12 protein-coding genes are annotated in these 13390 nt (G+C 74.6%); 9 read left to right on the top strand and 3 right to left on the bottom strand.

The genetic code is table 11. The annotated features are described in order from the left end of the window. Positions 1-93 precede the first annotated feature (93 nt). From ACYQBY_RS12695 to ACYQBY_RS12710, 4 genes are read left to right on the top strand one after another with little or no spacing between them, the layout of a single operon-like run. Complete coding sequence (locus ACYQBY_RS12695) at positions 94-1668, top strand: sugar ABC transporter ATP-binding protein (protein ID WP_459644212.1); 1575 nt, start codon at positions 94-96, stop codon at positions 1666-1668. Between the two features lie 20 nt (positions 1669-1688). Beyond that, positions 1689-2726, top strand: coding sequence for an ABC transporter permease (locus tag ACYQBY_RS12700; RefSeq protein ID WP_459644397.1), 1038 nt, complete (start codon positions 1689-1691; stop codon positions 2724-2726). Next, positions 2723-3757: a galactofuranose ABC transporter, permease protein YjfF gene (gene yjfF / locus ACYQBY_RS12705; RefSeq protein ID WP_459644213.1), complete on the top strand. Its 1035-nt coding sequence runs from the start codon at positions 2723-2725 to the stop codon at positions 3755-3757. The genes ACYQBY_RS12700 and yjfF overlap by 4 nt, the downstream gene beginning before the upstream one ends. After that, entirely contained in the window at positions 3754-4803 is a 1050-nt protein-coding gene (locus ACYQBY_RS12710; RefSeq protein ID WP_459644214.1) for a LacI family DNA-binding transcriptional regulator, read from the top strand. Before yjfF ends, ACYQBY_RS12710 begins: the two co-directional genes overlap by 4 nt. Positions 4804-4876: 73 nt before the next feature. On the opposite strand, the gene ACYQBY_RS12715 is transcribed toward ACYQBY_RS12710, so the two are convergent. After that, positions 4877-6340, bottom strand: a complete 1464-nt coding sequence (locus ACYQBY_RS12715; RefSeq protein ID WP_459644215.1) for an AI-2E family transporter — start codon at positions 6338-6340, stop codon at positions 4877-4879. Between the two features lie 166 nt (positions 6341-6506). Between ACYQBY_RS12715 and ACYQBY_RS12720 the strand changes: the two genes are divergently transcribed. The 4 genes from ACYQBY_RS12720 (at position 6507) to ACYQBY_RS12735 (ending at position 9157) form a co-directional block, all read left to right on the top strand. After that, positions 6507-7136 (top strand): proteasome activator, encoded by a 630-nt coding sequence (locus tag ACYQBY_RS12720; RefSeq protein ID WP_459644216.1) that lies wholly within the window; start codon positions 6507-6509, stop codon positions 7134-7136. Between the two features lie 2 nt (positions 7137-7138). Next, positions 7139-7555 (top strand): hypothetical protein, encoded by a 417-nt coding sequence (locus tag ACYQBY_RS12725; RefSeq protein WP_459644217.1) that lies wholly within the window; start codon positions 7139-7141, stop codon positions 7553-7555. 370 nt (positions 7556-7925) lie between these two features. Beyond that, on the top strand, positions 7926-8918 hold the full coding sequence (locus ACYQBY_RS12730; protein ID WP_459644218.1) for a chymotrypsin family serine protease: 993 nt from the start codon (positions 7926-7928) through the stop codon (positions 8916-8918). Next, complete coding sequence (locus ACYQBY_RS12735) at positions 8915-9157, top strand: hypothetical protein (protein WP_459644219.1); 243 nt, start codon at positions 8915-8917, stop codon at positions 9155-9157. Before ACYQBY_RS12730 ends, ACYQBY_RS12735 begins: the two co-directional genes overlap by 4 nt. Here ACYQBY_RS12735 and ACYQBY_RS12740 read toward each other — a convergent pair. Then, positions 9138-9992, bottom strand: coding sequence for an HAD family hydrolase (locus ACYQBY_RS12740; protein WP_459644220.1), 855 nt, complete (start codon positions 9990-9992; stop codon positions 9138-9140). The two genes, ACYQBY_RS12735 and ACYQBY_RS12740, sit on opposite strands and share 20 nt — an antisense overlap. Further along, the gene (locus ACYQBY_RS12745) at positions 9989-10804 is read right to left on the bottom strand and encodes an HAD family hydrolase (protein ID WP_459644221.1); all 816 of its coding nucleotides are present in this window, start codon (positions 10802-10804) and stop codon (positions 9989-9991) included. The genes ACYQBY_RS12740 and ACYQBY_RS12745 overlap by 4 nt, the downstream gene beginning before the upstream one ends. 202 nt (positions 10805-11006) lie before the next feature. On the opposite strand from ACYQBY_RS12745, the gene ACYQBY_RS12750 reads away from it, so the two are divergent. Further along, positions 11007-13274 carry an immunoglobulin-like domain-containing protein gene (locus ACYQBY_RS12750; protein WP_459644222.1) on the top strand — a complete coding sequence of 756 codons (2268 nt, stop codon included), beginning with the start codon at positions 11007-11009 and terminating at the stop codon, positions 13272-13274. Positions 13275-13390 lie beyond the last annotated feature (116 nt).

Consider the following 13390-nt stretch of genomic DNA (forward strand, 5'->3'; position numbering starts at 1 on the left):
GGTCCCCCCGGCGCCCGGCCCCGAGCCCCGGCCACCACCACCGTCAGCAGGCGGTGGTGGTGGCCGGTACCAGTCCTGAGCGAAGGTAGACCCATGATCGAGGCCCCCACGGCGACGAGGCCGGCGGCGACCGGCGAGCCGGTCGTCGAGATGCGCGGCATTTCCATCGAGTTCCCCGGCGTCAAGGCCCTGCAGAGCGTCGACTTCCGCCTGCTGCCCGGCGAGGTGCACGCCCTCATGGGCGAGAACGGCGCCGGCAAGTCCACCCTGATCAAGGCCCTCACCGGGGTCTACTCCACCGACTCCGGCGAGATCCGCGTCGGAGGCACCTCCGTCACCTTCTCCGGCCCGGCAGCCTCCCAGGCCGCGGGCATCTCCACCGTGTACCAGGAGGTGAACCTCTGCACGAACCTCACCGTCGCGGAGAACATCCTCCTCGGCCGCGAGCCCCGCCGGGCCGGTGCCATCGACGGCCGCGCCATGCGCGCCCGCGCCCGCGAGGTCCTCACCCGCATGGGGCTGGACATCGACCCCGGCTCCACCCTGAGCACCTACCCCATCGCGATCCAGCAGCTGGTCGCCATCGCGCGCGCCGTGGCCGTCGACGCCCGCGTCCTCATCCTCGACGAGCCCACCTCCAGCCTCGACGCCGACGAGGTCGCCGAGCTGTTCCGCATCATGCGGAACCTGCGCGACTCCGGCACGGCCATCCTGTTCGTCTCGCACTTCCTCGAGCAGGTCTACGAGATCTCCGACCGCATGACCGTGCTGCGCAACGGCAAGCTCGTCGGGGAGTACCTCACGTCCCAGCTCTCCCGCCTGGACCTCATCTCCGCGATGATCGGCCGCGAGCTCGGCGAGCTGGACGCCATCGCCCGCGAGGCAGCCCAGAACGACACCGTCCAGCACCGCGTGCCCGTCCTGAGCGCCAGGGGCCTGGCCCGCGCCGGCTCCATCGAGCCCGTGGACCTCGACGTCCACGCCGGCGAGGTCGTCGGCCTCGCCGGGCTCCTCGGCTCCGGGCGCACCGAGCTGGTCCGCCTGCTGTTCGGCGCCGACCGCGCCGACCGCGGCACCGTCGAGATCGACGGGCGCCCCGTGAGCGTCCGCAACCCCCGCAACGCCATCGCCGCCGGGATCGCGTTCGCCTCGGAGGACCGCAAGGGCGAGGGGCTGATCGCCGACCTCAGCATCCGCGACAACCTCGTGCTCGCCATGCAGGCCTCCCGCGGCTGGGCCCGGCCCATCCCCCGGCGCGTCAAGGACGAGCTGATCGCCAAGTACATCGAGGCGCTCGACATCCGTCCCGCCAACCCCGACGCGCTCATCAAGAACCTCTCCGGCGGCAACCAGCAGAAGGTCATCCTGGCCCGCTGGCTCGTCACCGAGCCCAAGCTGCTGATCCTCGACGAGCCCACCCGCGGCATCGACATCGGCGCCAAGACCCAGATCATGAAGCTCGTCACCGACCTCGCCGCCGAGGGCATGGCGGTGGTGTTCATCTCCGCCGAGATGGAGGAGGTCCTGCGCATCGCCGACCGCATCGTCGTCCTGCGCGACCGCCGCAAGATCGCCGAGCTGCCCGGGCACGGGGCGTCCGTCGAGGACGTCATGTCGCTCATCGCCGCCGGCGGGGAGAACACCGCTCTGGAGAGGACCGCATCGTGAGCAGCAACCCCATCGCCCGGCTGCGGGCCAACGGCCTGCTCTGGCCGGTCGTCGCCCTGCTCGTCCTGCTCGTCGTGAACGTCGCCAAGCGCCCGTCGTTCCTCAGCGTGACCGTCCGCGACGGGCACCTGTACGGCAGTCTCATCGACATCCTGCGCAACGGCGCCCCGGTGCTCCTGGTCGCGCTCGGCATGACGCTGGTCATCGCCACCCGCGGCATCGACCTGTCGGTCGGCGCGATCGCGGCCATCGCCGGCGCGGTGGCCTGCACCTGGATCGGGACCTCCGCCGGCTCCGGCGCCGCCCTCACCGGCATGCTGGTGGCCCTGGCGCTGTGCGCGGTCCTGGGGGTCTGGAACGGCTTCCTCGTCTCCGTCATCGGCATCCAGCCGATCATCGCGACCCTCGTGCTGATGACCGCCGGCCGCGGCCTCGCGATGCTCGTCACCGACGGCGAGATCAAGACCGTGAACAACGACACCTTCTCGGTGCTCGGCGCCGGCTTCCTGGTGCTGCCGGTCTCGATCCTCGTCAGCCTGGGCGTGCTGGTCGTGCTGGCCGTGCTCACCCGCCGCACCGCGCTCGGCATGCTCATCGAGGCGGTCGGCATCAACCCCGAGGCCAGCCGCCTCGCCGGTGTCCGCTCCCGCACGATCGTGTGGACCGTGTACGTCTTCGCGGCCCTGTGCGCCTGCATCGCCGGCCTGATGATCACCTCGAACGTCAACTCCGCCAACGCCAACGCGGTGGGGCTGTGGATCGAGGTGGACGCCATCCTCGCCGTCGTCATCGGCGGCACCTCCCTCGCCGGCGGGCGGTTCTCCCTCGCCGGGACCCTGCTCGGCGCGCTGGTCATCCAGACGCTGACCACCACCGTCTACAACCTGGGCATCCCGCCGCAGGCCATCCTCGTGTTCAAGGCCGCCGTCGTCATCGCGGTCTGCCTGATGCAGGCCCCGAAGTTCCGGGCGCTGCTCGTCCGCCGCCGCACGCCCACCACCCCCACCCCGGTGGCGGCCGCCCCTGCTCCCGCGACCTCCAAGGTGGGCCAGCGATGAGGACCAACGTGACCACTCCCACCCCGGCGACCACCACCGACCCGGTGGTGCCCGCGGCGAAGACCACCGCCACCCGGACCCGCATCCCCACCCGGCTCGTGCCGGTCCTGGCGACCCTCGCCCTCTTCGTCGTCATGTTCGCCGCCGGCGCGGCGCGCTACGAGAACTTCGGCTCCCCCCAGACGATCGCCAACCTGTTCGTCAACAACGCCTTCCTGCTCGTCCTCGCGGTCGGCATGACCTTCGTCATCCTCACCGGCGGCATCGACCTGTCCGTCGGCTCGGTCGTGGCCCTGTCGACGATGGTGGCCGCGTGGGGCCTGCAGGCCGGTCTGCCCGCCCCCCTCGTCATCGCGGGCGTCCTGCTCCTGGGCCTGGTGTTCGGCCTGCTGCAGGGCCTGATGATCGACCGCTTCGACATCCAGCCGTTCATCGTCACCCTCGCCGGGATGTTCCTCGCCCGCGGCCTGGCACTGATGATCAGCAACGAGTCGATCTCCATCAAGGACGAGACGTTCGAGTCCCTCGCCTTCGGCTTCATCGAGCTGCCCGGGGACGTCACCATCACGTACAGCGTGGTCGTGGCCCTCGTCGTCCTCCTCGTCGCCGCGTACGTCCTGCACCTGACCCGCTTCGGCCGCACCGTCTACGCCGTGGGCGGCAATGAGAACTCGGCCATGCTGATGGGCCTGGACACCAGCCGCGTCAAGGTCGGCGTGTACGCCATCAGCGGGTTCTGCGCCGCGCTCGGCGGGCTGCTGTTCAGCTTCACCCTGCTGTCCGGCAACGGCCTGCACGCCGTGGGCACCGAGCTGGACGCCATCGCCGCGGTCGTCATCGGCGGCACCCTGCTCGCCGGCGGGGTCGGGTACGTCTTCGGCTCGCTGCTCGGCGTCCTCGTCCTGGGCACCATCCAGATCCTCATCGACTTCGACGGCACCCTCAGCTCGTGGTGGACGCGGATCTTCATCGGGGTGCTGCTGCTCGCCTTCATCGTCCTGCAGCGCTTCGCCCTCGGGCGACGGCGGTGAGGACCAACGGGACCGCGGCGGGCGGCGGCACACGCCGCCCGCCCGTCATGGCCGACGTGGCGCGGCTGGCCGGCGTGTCCCACCAGACCGTCTCGCGGGTCATCAACGGGATGGACCACATCCGCCCCGAGACCCGTCAGCGCGTGGAGGAGGCCATCCAGCGCCTCGGGTACCGCCCGAACAAGGCCGCCCGCGCCCTGGTCACCACCCGCAGCGCCACCGTCGGTGTCATCGGCACCGACGGTGGCCTGTGGGGTCCCAGCAACATCCACCGCACCATCGAGCAGGCGGCCCGCGCGGCGGGGTACTTCGTCAGCTCCACCGGCCTGGACACCATCTCCCGCCAGGAGCTCGCCGACGCCGTCGAGCACCTCCTGACCCAGCACGTCGAGGGCATCATCATGATCGCCGGCCACGACGAGGCGCTGGAGCTGGCCCGCAACCAGGACGTCGGCGTGCCGTTCGTCGTCGCCGCCGGTGAGCACGGCTCGGACCGGCGCCGCGCCAACCCCGAGCAGTACGAGGCCGCGCGGCTGGCCACGAGGCACCTGCTCAACCTCGGGCACACCGAGATCATGCACGTGGCGGGGCCGCTGAACTGGGTGGAGGCCAGGGTCCGCGAGGACGGCTGGCGCGCCGAGCTGGCCGCCGCCGGGCTGCGCCCCGCCGAGCCCGTGCGCGGCGACTGGTCCGCGGCCAGCGGGTACGTCGCCGGCATGCGGATCGCCGCCAGCCCCGGGGTCACCGCGGTGTTCTGCGCCAACGACGAGCTGGCGATCGGCGTGCTGCGGGCGCTGTCTGAGGCGGGCCTGCGCGTCCCCGAGGACGTCAGCATCGTCGGTTTCGACGACATCCCCGTCTCCGCCTACCTCGTGCCCCCGCTCACCACGATCCGGCAGGACATCGCCACCGTGGGGCGCCGGGCCGTCGAGACGCTCGACGCCGCCATCCGCGGGATCACCCTGGACTCCCCCCGGCCCGCCGCCCTGGAGCTCGTCGTCCGGGCCAGCACGGCCGCCCCGCGCACGGCGCGCCGCACGGGCTGAGGCGGCTCCCGCACGACGGCGGGGGTGCCGGGGCGACGTCGCCGCGGCACCCCCGCCGTCGTGCGCCCCGCCCTCAGGCCTGCGGCAGCGGCCCGCCCGAGGGCCGCTCCACCCCGGCCGGGTGCACCGGCACCGGTGCGGGCGACGGCTCCGGGAACGGCCCGGTGGACGGCCCCGTGGACGGCCCCGTGGACGGCCCCGTGGACGGCTGCGTGGACGGCTGCGTGGACGGCCCGGCGGACGACCCCGCGGGTGGCTCGGCGGGCGGGCCCGGTGGTGCCGCGCCCGCGGCCTGCAACCTGGCCGAGCTGGTCTCCCGGATGTAGCGGTAGATCACCGCCACCACCGCCGCCGTGGGCACCGCCAGGAACGCCCCCACGATGCCGCGCAACGTGCCGCCCGCCGTCACCACCATGATCACCACGGCCGGGTGCAGCGACACGATCCGCCCCACCAGGTACGGCTGGAACACGTTGCTCTCCAGCTGCTGCACCACCAGCACCAGCGCGATCACGGCGAGCATGCGCACCCAGTCGTGCGACACCAGCGCCACCAGCGCCGCGAGGGACCCGGTGAGGATCGCGCCGATGAACGGCAGGAACCCGCCGAAGAACACCAGCACCGCCAGCGGCAGCGCGAACGGCACGTCGAGGACCGCCAGGCCCAGCCCGATGAGCACCGCGTCGATGAGCGCCACGAGCGCCTGGGAGCGGATGTAGTCCCCCAGCACCGTCCAGATCCGGCCCAGCAGCTCCGGCAGGTGCGCACCGGCGCGGGTGCCCACCTGCGCCGAGAGCCACGGCCCGAACTTCGGCCCGTCCTTGAGGAACAGGAAGCACAGCACCAGCGCGAGGACCGCGGTGACGATGCCGTTGCCGATGCTGGACAGCCCGCCGAGGACCCCCAGCGCGACCTCCTCCACGCCCGACTGCAGCCGCACCAGCAGCGTGTCCACGGCCTCGGCGAGCTGCTCGGTGTCCACCGCGACCGGCAGGCGCGCCAGCAGGTCCGGCGGCGGGTCGTTGACGAAGCGCTGGATCGTCTCCAGCCCCCCGCCCACCTGCCCGGCGAGCAGCTGCACCTGCCCCGCGATCCGCGGCACGATGATCGCGACGAGGCCGCCGAGGATGCCGAGGATGCCGAGGACCGCCAGGCCCGCCGCGAGGGCGTCCGGCATGACCGCCCGCATGCGCCGCACCGGCGGCCACAGGATCGTCGCCAGCAGCACGGCCAGCACCGCGGGCAGCACCGCGTTCCAGATCTGGCTCAGCCCGTAGCCGAGCAGCAGCAACCCGGCCGTGACCGCCAGCAGCCGCAGGCTCCACGTGGCGACGCGGGCGAGCGAGCGGTCCAGCATGCCGCGCCCCTCCGGCAGCCACAGCCCGGGCACGACGACGGCCGCCGTCGCCCCGGCGGGCGCGGGGTCCGGGGTGGGCACGGCGTCGGGGGCGCCCTCCCCCGCGACCGGGATGCCGCCGTCCTGCGGTTTCCCGCTGCCCTCCTGCCGCCGTCCGGGCAGGTGCCGGCGCCTCAGCATGTTCCGCTCCTCGTGCTCCACCGCCCACGGGCACCGGTGCCCGCCCGCCGATCGTCCCAGGAGCGCGGCCCGCGCGTCGCCGGGGACCCGGCGGCCGCCTGCCACGCGGCGGCCGGGCGGGCACGGCCCGGCGTTCCGGCGGCGTTCCCGGCGGGGAGCGGGCAGGATGACGCCCGTGTCCGAGCAACCGCAGTCCGACCGCACCCACGCCCCCCAGGCCGGGCCGGACCCCGCCGCCGGGGCACCCGCCCGGGAGGGCGCCGGCGAGCAGCGCGTCGTGGTGGTGACCCCCCAGGGCACCGGCGTCCCGGAGGGCCCCGAGACCGGGCCCGCGGACATGGTCCCCTCCCCCACGAAGGTCATGCGCATCGGCAGCATGGTCAAGCAGCTGCTGGAGGAGGTCCGCGCCGCTCCCCTCGACGAGGCCGGCCGCGCCCGGCTCGCGCAGATCCACGAGCAGTCCCTGGCGGAGCTGCAGGAGGGCCTGGCCCCCGACCTGGTGGAGGAGCTGCAGCGCATCGCCCTGCCGTTCGGGGAGTCCACCCCCAGCGAGAGCGAGCTGCGGGTCGCGCAGGCCCAGCTCGTGGGCTGGCTGGAAGGGCTGTTCCACGGCATCCAGACGGCCGTGTTCGCCCAGCAGATGGCCGCGCAGGCCCAGCTCGCGGAGATGCGGCGGATGCTGCCCGGCGGGCCCGCCGCACCGGCCGGGCCGGGTGGGCCGGGTGGGCCCGGCCCCGTCGGCCCGGGTGACGCGATGCCACGCCGGCAGCAGGGTGGCACCGGCCAGTACCTCTGAGCGTGCGCTGGGCGTTCTGGCGCAGGCCTCCCGACCCGCTCGGGGAGGGGGTGTGGGCGCGCGCCGCGCACACCGTGGACCGGTCGGTGCGCCGCTACGAGCAGGTCGTGGACGGGTGCCCGGCGGGGCCGACGCGCGCCGCGCTGGAGGAGTTCCTGCCCCGGGTGGACCTGGTGGCGCGGCGCGCCCGCGCGCTGGGTGTGCAGGCGCAGGCGCAGGCCCCGTCGGTGGAGCTGACGGTGCCCGGCGGGGAGCTGGGGGAGCTGCACCGCAGGCTGACGCGCACGGCGACGGCGTGCGCGCAGGCGGCCGAGGCCGCGGCGATGGCGCGGGTGGCGGACGAGGGGTCCGCGGACCCGGCGCGGCTGGCCGCGGTGCGCCGGGCCGTCGAGCGGGCGGAGCAGCTCGTCGGGGGCTGAGCGGGCGGAGCAGCTCGTCGGGGGCTGAGCGGGCGGAGCAGCTCGTCGGGGGCTGAGCGCGGAACCTGAGGGGGACGTTCCGCCCGCGACGCGCCGGTGTCGCGCGGCGGAACGTCCCCCTCGGGCGCGGCGCGAGGTCCGAAGGGGACGTTGCGCGTGCGACGCGCCGGTGTCGCGCGGCGGAACGTCCCCCTCGGGCGCGGCGGCGCGGCGCGGGACGGGCGCGGGCGCTGAGCCGGACGGGTGAGGGGTCCGACGCTCCGGCGAGGGCGGGTCACGCGGCGTGTGTCCGGGGCGGGTGCCAGGGTGGATCCCGACAGCGGACGCCCCGGCGCTCCGCACGCACAGGTCCGCACTCCCGGAGGGGCGCATGCACATCGACTCGGCCCGCGAGCTCAAGCAGCGGCTGCGGGAGGCGACCTCCCCCGAGGCCACCCCCTACGCCCTCCGGGAGCCCGGCACGGCCGCCGTGGGGATCAGCGTCCTGGGCCACCGGCCCGACGGGAGCCCCCGCTACGGCGTCGCCGTCCGCTACGCGGGGCCGCGCGGGGAGGCGCTGCTGCACCGCGCCCGCGAGCTCGCCGGCACCAGCGCGGCCGACGAGGTGGACGTGCGGCACGTGGGTGTCGTGCGCGCCCTGACCGCCCCGGTGGAGGGCCGCACCTGGACGGCGGGCGCCATGCAGCAGCGCACCCGCCCCCTGCACCCGGGGCTCTCCTTCGCCCACCGCGACGTCACCGCCGGCACGCTGGGCGCCTTCGTGACGCTCGCGGGCACGCCGGGGGTCTACGCGCTGTCCAACAACCACGTCCTCGCGGACTCCGACCGCGCGGCGCTGCGGGACCCGGTGCTGCAGCCCGGCCCGCACGACGGCGGCGACGCGGGCGACCGGGTGGGGATCCTGACCCACGCGGTGCCGCTGAGCAGCGGCGGGGCGGTCGACGCGGCGGTGGCGCTGCTGGAGGGCGTGCGGGGCGCGGACGACGAGGCGATCGACCCGTCGTACCCGGTGGGCCGGCTGACCGGCTGGTGCGAGCCGGACGACGAGGTGGAGGTGGAGAAGGTCGGGCGCACCACGGGGCGCACCTCGGGGCGCATCACGGCGATCGAGCTGGACGACGTGGCCGTGGAGTACCCGGTGGGGCCGATCGTCTTCGACGGCCAGATCGAGGTCACGGGCACCGGTGGGGCGTTCTCCGCGGGCGGGGACTCGGGGTCGCTGGTGTACCGGCCGGACACCCGCGAGGCCGTCGGGCTGCTGTTCGCGGGCAGCGAGACGGGCGGGGAGGACGGCACCGGCCTGACGTTCTGCAACCCGATCGGCCTTGTGCTCGACAGCCTGGGTGCCACACTGGTGCTGTGAGCCCTTCCCCCGACGACCCCTTCGGCAGATCCGCCGCCAGGGCGGCGAAAGCCCACGTGCGGGACATGCTGGCCGGTGACTCGCGCGTCAACGGCGTCGGGATCACCCGCGGCGGCGACCGGTACGCGGTGAAGGTGAACGTGGTCTCCGGCCACGACCTGCCCGACGTGCCGTCCTCCGTCGACGGGGTGCCCGTGACGGTGGCGGTGGTGGGGCGCATCAGCGCTCGCGCAAGCTGAGCAGCCGCTCCACCACCTGCGCCACGCCGTCGGCGGCGCAGTCCGGCGCGACGTCGTCGGCGGCCGCCAGCGCGTCCGGGTGCCCGTCGGCCATCGCGTAGCCGCGCCCCGCCCACGCGAGCATCTCCAGGTCGTTCGGCATGTCCCCGAACGCCGCGACACCGGTGGCGTCCGCCCCGAGGTCGCGCACCACCTCCGCGAGGGTGGACGCCTTGCTCACGCCCAGCGCCATGATCTCCACGAGGGAGGCGGCGGCGTTGGAGTGCGTGACGTTCGCCAGCCCCCCCAGCACCTCCCGGGCCCGCCGCAGCATCTCGTCGCTGCTGGTGCCGGGGCACTTGGCGAGCACCTTCACGACCGGCGCGCAGTCCTTCAGCAGGACGGGCAGCTCCGCGACCTCCCGCTCGGCGCCGGTGTCGAACGTGGTGACGTAGCCGGGCTCGCGGCGGAAACCGAGGGTGGTCTCCACCGCCAGCCCGACCCCGGGCAGCACCGGTCGCAGCCGCCCGGCGATCTCCAGGACGACCTCGGGGGCGAGGGGGTGCAGCCGCAGCACCGCGCGGGTGGCGAGGTCGTAGACCACGGCGCCGTTGGCGCAGACGGCCTGCCCGGTCAGCCCGGCCTGCTCGGCGACCGGGACGAGCCAGCGCGGGGGCCGGCCGGTGACGAAGACGACCCGCACGCCGGCCTCGCCGCACGCCCGGAACGCCGCCAGGGTGCGCTCGGAGACGCCCGCGTGGTGCGGCACGATCGTGCCGTCGATGTCGGTGGCGACGACGCGCAGCCGCCCGGCGAGGGCCCGCTCGGCGTCGGAGGCGGCCACGGGGGTGCTCACGCCGCGCCCCGGGCCCGCTCCAGCAGCTCCTCCAGGACCTCGGCGAGGCCGTCGTCGAGGACGTCTCCGCAGACCTCGCCGGCGGCGGCCCGCACCTCCTCGGGCGCGTTGCCCATGGCGACACCGCGCGCGGCCCAGGTGAGCATCTCGATGTCGTTGCGCCCGTCGCCGACGGCCATGGTGTCCGCCCTGTCGACGTGGAGCCAGGAGCGCACCGCGTCGAGGGCGCTGGCCTTGGTGACCCCGTCGGGCGCGAGGTCCAGCCAGGCGGTCCAGCCCACCGAGTACGCCACGCCGTGCAGGCCGACGCGGTCGACGATCTCGAGGAACTGCTGGGGGGTGTGCTCGGGGCTGCGGACGACGACGCGCATGGCGGGCTCGGCCCACAGCTGCTCGAACGGCACGACCTGCACCTCGCCGGTCAGCTCCCCGTCGGGGAAGGGGGCGGTGACCTTGTAGCCGCGGCCGAGGACCTCCACGGCGTACAGGGCGTGCGGCAGGTGCTCGCGCAGCAGCTCCAGCGCGGTGGTGGGGTCGAAGGTCCGCAGGGACACCACCTCGTAGCCCTTCTCCTGCGCCGGGTCCAGTCGGACGGTCACCGCGCCGTTGCTGCAGACGGCGTACCCGCGCAGCAGGGCGAGGCGGTCCAGGACGGGCAGGGCGCCGTGCAGGGAGCGGCCGGTGGCGACGACGACGTGGGTGTCGGTGGCCGCCAGCGCCTGCACGGCCTCGCGCACCCGGTCGGAGAGCCGCTCGTCGTGGTCGAGGACGGTGCCGTCGAGGTCGAGGGCGACGAACCGCGGGAGGGTCACCGTCCGACCCTAACGAGCGGCCGGTGCGGCTTCGCGCCGGGCGTGCGGCCGGGGCGCCGGACGGTTGACACCCCCGGTCCCGTCTGCTGATGTTTGCGTTAACACCCGGGAGCGCGGACGCTCCGCCGCACGCCGCGCGTGCCGGTTCCGCCGCGCCCGGGCAGGTCCCACCGCCGTGACCCTCCTCCCCTTGCGAGCCTCCATGACCGCCACATCCCGTCCCCGGCGCGCCGCCCCCGGCCTCGTCCTCGCCGCGCTCGTCGCCACGTCCCTCACCGCCCCCGCCCCCGCGAGCGCGGCCGGGACGACGGCCGCCACCGCGGCGACCGCCCTCGACGCCGGCCTGGTGCTGGAGTACGAGCTGGAGGAGACCGGCGGCACGGCCGTGCAGGACACCTCCGGCAACGGCCGCCACGGCACCGTCGCGGGCGGCGCGGCGCGCCTCGGCGCCGACGGGCTGCGCCTGGACGGCGTCGACGACCACGTGAAGCTGCCGGACGACGTGCTGCGCGGCCTGGGCGCCGTCACCGTCTCCACCGAGGTGTGGATCGCCCCCGACCAGGCGGGGCCGTACTTCGTGTGGGGCCTGGGCAACACCACCGACTGGTACGGCGACGGCTACCTGTTCACCACCGGGAACGCCTACCGCACCTCCATCGCCACCGGGAACTGGTCCACCGAGCAGACCGTCAGCGCCGGGCGGGACCTGGCGCGGGGCACCTGGAAGACCCTGACGTACACCCTCGCCGGCGGCACCGCCGTGCTCTACGAGGACGGCGTCGAGGTGGCGCGCCGCACCGGCGTCACCACCACCCCGGGGGCGATCGGCGGCGGGCGCACCACCCGCAACCACATCGGCCGCTCCAACTACACCGGCGACCGGTACCTGAAGGGCCAGGTCCGCGACTTCCGCATCTACGACCGCGCCCTGACCGCGGACGAGGTGCGCGGGCTCGGCCCGCTGACCGACGCCGAGCGGGTGTCCGGGGACCTCGCCGCGCTCGGCCTGCCGGGCACCGCGACCGCGAACCTGACCCTGCCGGTCGCGGGCGCGAACGGGACCCGCCTCACCTGGACCTCCAGCAGCCCGTCCGTGGTCTCCACCGCGGGCGTCGTGACCCGGCCGCCGCACGGGGCGGGCGACGCGACCATCACGCTGACGGCGACCGCCGCGATCGGGCGGGAATCGGCGACGAGGAGCTTTCCCGTGACGGTTCCGCAGGACATCAGCGACGAGCAGAAGGTCGCCGAGGCCGCCGCGGCCCTGGTGGTGTGGGACGCCGACGCCGTGCGCGGCAACCTCACCCTGCCCACCACCGGCCTGCACGGCACGAGCGTGCGCTGGGAGTCCGGCGACCACCGCCTCGTCACCCCCACCGGCGAGGTGACCCGGCCCGCCGCCGGGCAGGAGCGGGCGCGCACCAACCTGCACGCGTTCGTCAGCCTGGGCAGGACGAAGACCAAGCGCACGTTCCGCGTCACCGTCCTGCCCTCGCCGCGGAAGGAGCCGCTGGAGGGCTACGCGTTCGCCTACTTCACCGGCGAGGGCACCGCCACCGGCGAGCAGGTGTACTTCGCCGCCAGCCGCGGCAACGACGCGCTGCGCTGGGACGAGCTGGGCGGCGGCAGGCCCGTCCTCACCTCGGAGTTCGGGGACCGGGGCGTGCGCGACCCGTTCCTGATCCGCTCCCCCGAGGGCGACAGGTTCTTCCTCGTCGCCACCGACCTGAAGATCAACGGCAACGGGAACTGGGACGCCTCCCAGCGCACCGGCAGCAGGTACGTCGAGGTGTGGGAGTCCACGGACCTCGTGAACTGGTCCGAGCAGCGCCACGTCCTCGTCTCCCCGGAGACCGCGGGCAACACGTGGGCACCGGAGGCGTACTGGGACGCGGGGCTCGGGGCGTACGTCGTGTTCTGGGCGTCGAAGCTCTACGCCGAGGACGACCCGGGGCACACCGGCAGCACGCACAACCGGATGATGTACGCCACCACGCGGGACTTCCGGACGTTCTCCCCGGCGAAGGTGTGGAACGACCCCGGCTACTCCGTCATCGACTCCACCGTGATCGAGCACGACGGCACCTACCACCGCATCACCAAGGACGAGCGGAACGCCGGCCCCGGCGCTCCCTGCGGCAAGTTCCTCGTGCAGGAGAGGTCCACCGACCTGCTGGACACCTCGTGGGACCTCGTCTCCGAGTGCATCGGGAAGACCACCCCGGCGAACCCGGGCATCGACCGCGGCGAGGGACCGACGGTGTTCAGGTCGAACACCGAGGAGAAGTGGTACCTGTTCATCGACGAGTTCGGCGGCCGCGGGTACGTCCCGTTCGAGACCACCGACCTCGCCTCCGGCCGGTGGAGCCTCGCGCAGGACTACCAGCTCCCCGCCTCCCCCCGGCACGGCACGGTGCTGCCGGTGACGAAGGCGGAGCTGGAGCGGCTGCGCGCCGCGCACGGCGGCTGAGCCGGACCACCCGCACGACCCGACGGGCGTGCCGCGGCGGGAACCCCGCGGCGGCACGCCCGTCGGCGGTGTCGGTGGAACGTCGCCCTCCCCGGCCGCCCGGGTGCAGGGCCCGA

It is taken from the genome of Kineococcus anabasis, from assembly GCF_054590795.1.

What these genes read in the sequence shown, in the direction of transcription:
- ACYQBY_RS12720 (WP_459644216.1), top strand. Translation starts at nt 6,507, where the DNA reads ATGACGCCCGTGTCCGAGCAACCGCAGTCCGACCGCACCCACGCCCCC.
- ACYQBY_RS12715 (WP_459644215.1), bottom strand. Translation starts at nt 6,340, where the DNA reads ATGCTGAGGCGCCGGCACCTGCCCGGACGGCGGCAGGAGGGCAGCGGG.
- ACYQBY_RS12750 (WP_459644222.1), top strand. Translation starts at nt 11,007, where the DNA reads ATGACCGCCACATCCCGTCCCCGGCGCGCCGCCCCCGGCCTCGTCCTC.
- ACYQBY_RS12695 (WP_459644212.1), top strand. Translation starts at nt 94, where the DNA reads ATGATCGAGGCCCCCACGGCGACGAGGCCGGCGGCGACCGGCGAGCCG.
- yjfF (WP_459644213.1), top strand. Translation starts at nt 2,723, where the DNA reads ATGAGGACCAACGTGACCACTCCCACCCCGGCGACCACCACCGACCCG.
- ACYQBY_RS12730 (WP_459644218.1), top strand. Translation starts at nt 7,926, where the DNA reads ATGCACATCGACTCGGCCCGCGAGCTCAAGCAGCGGCTGCGGGAGGCG.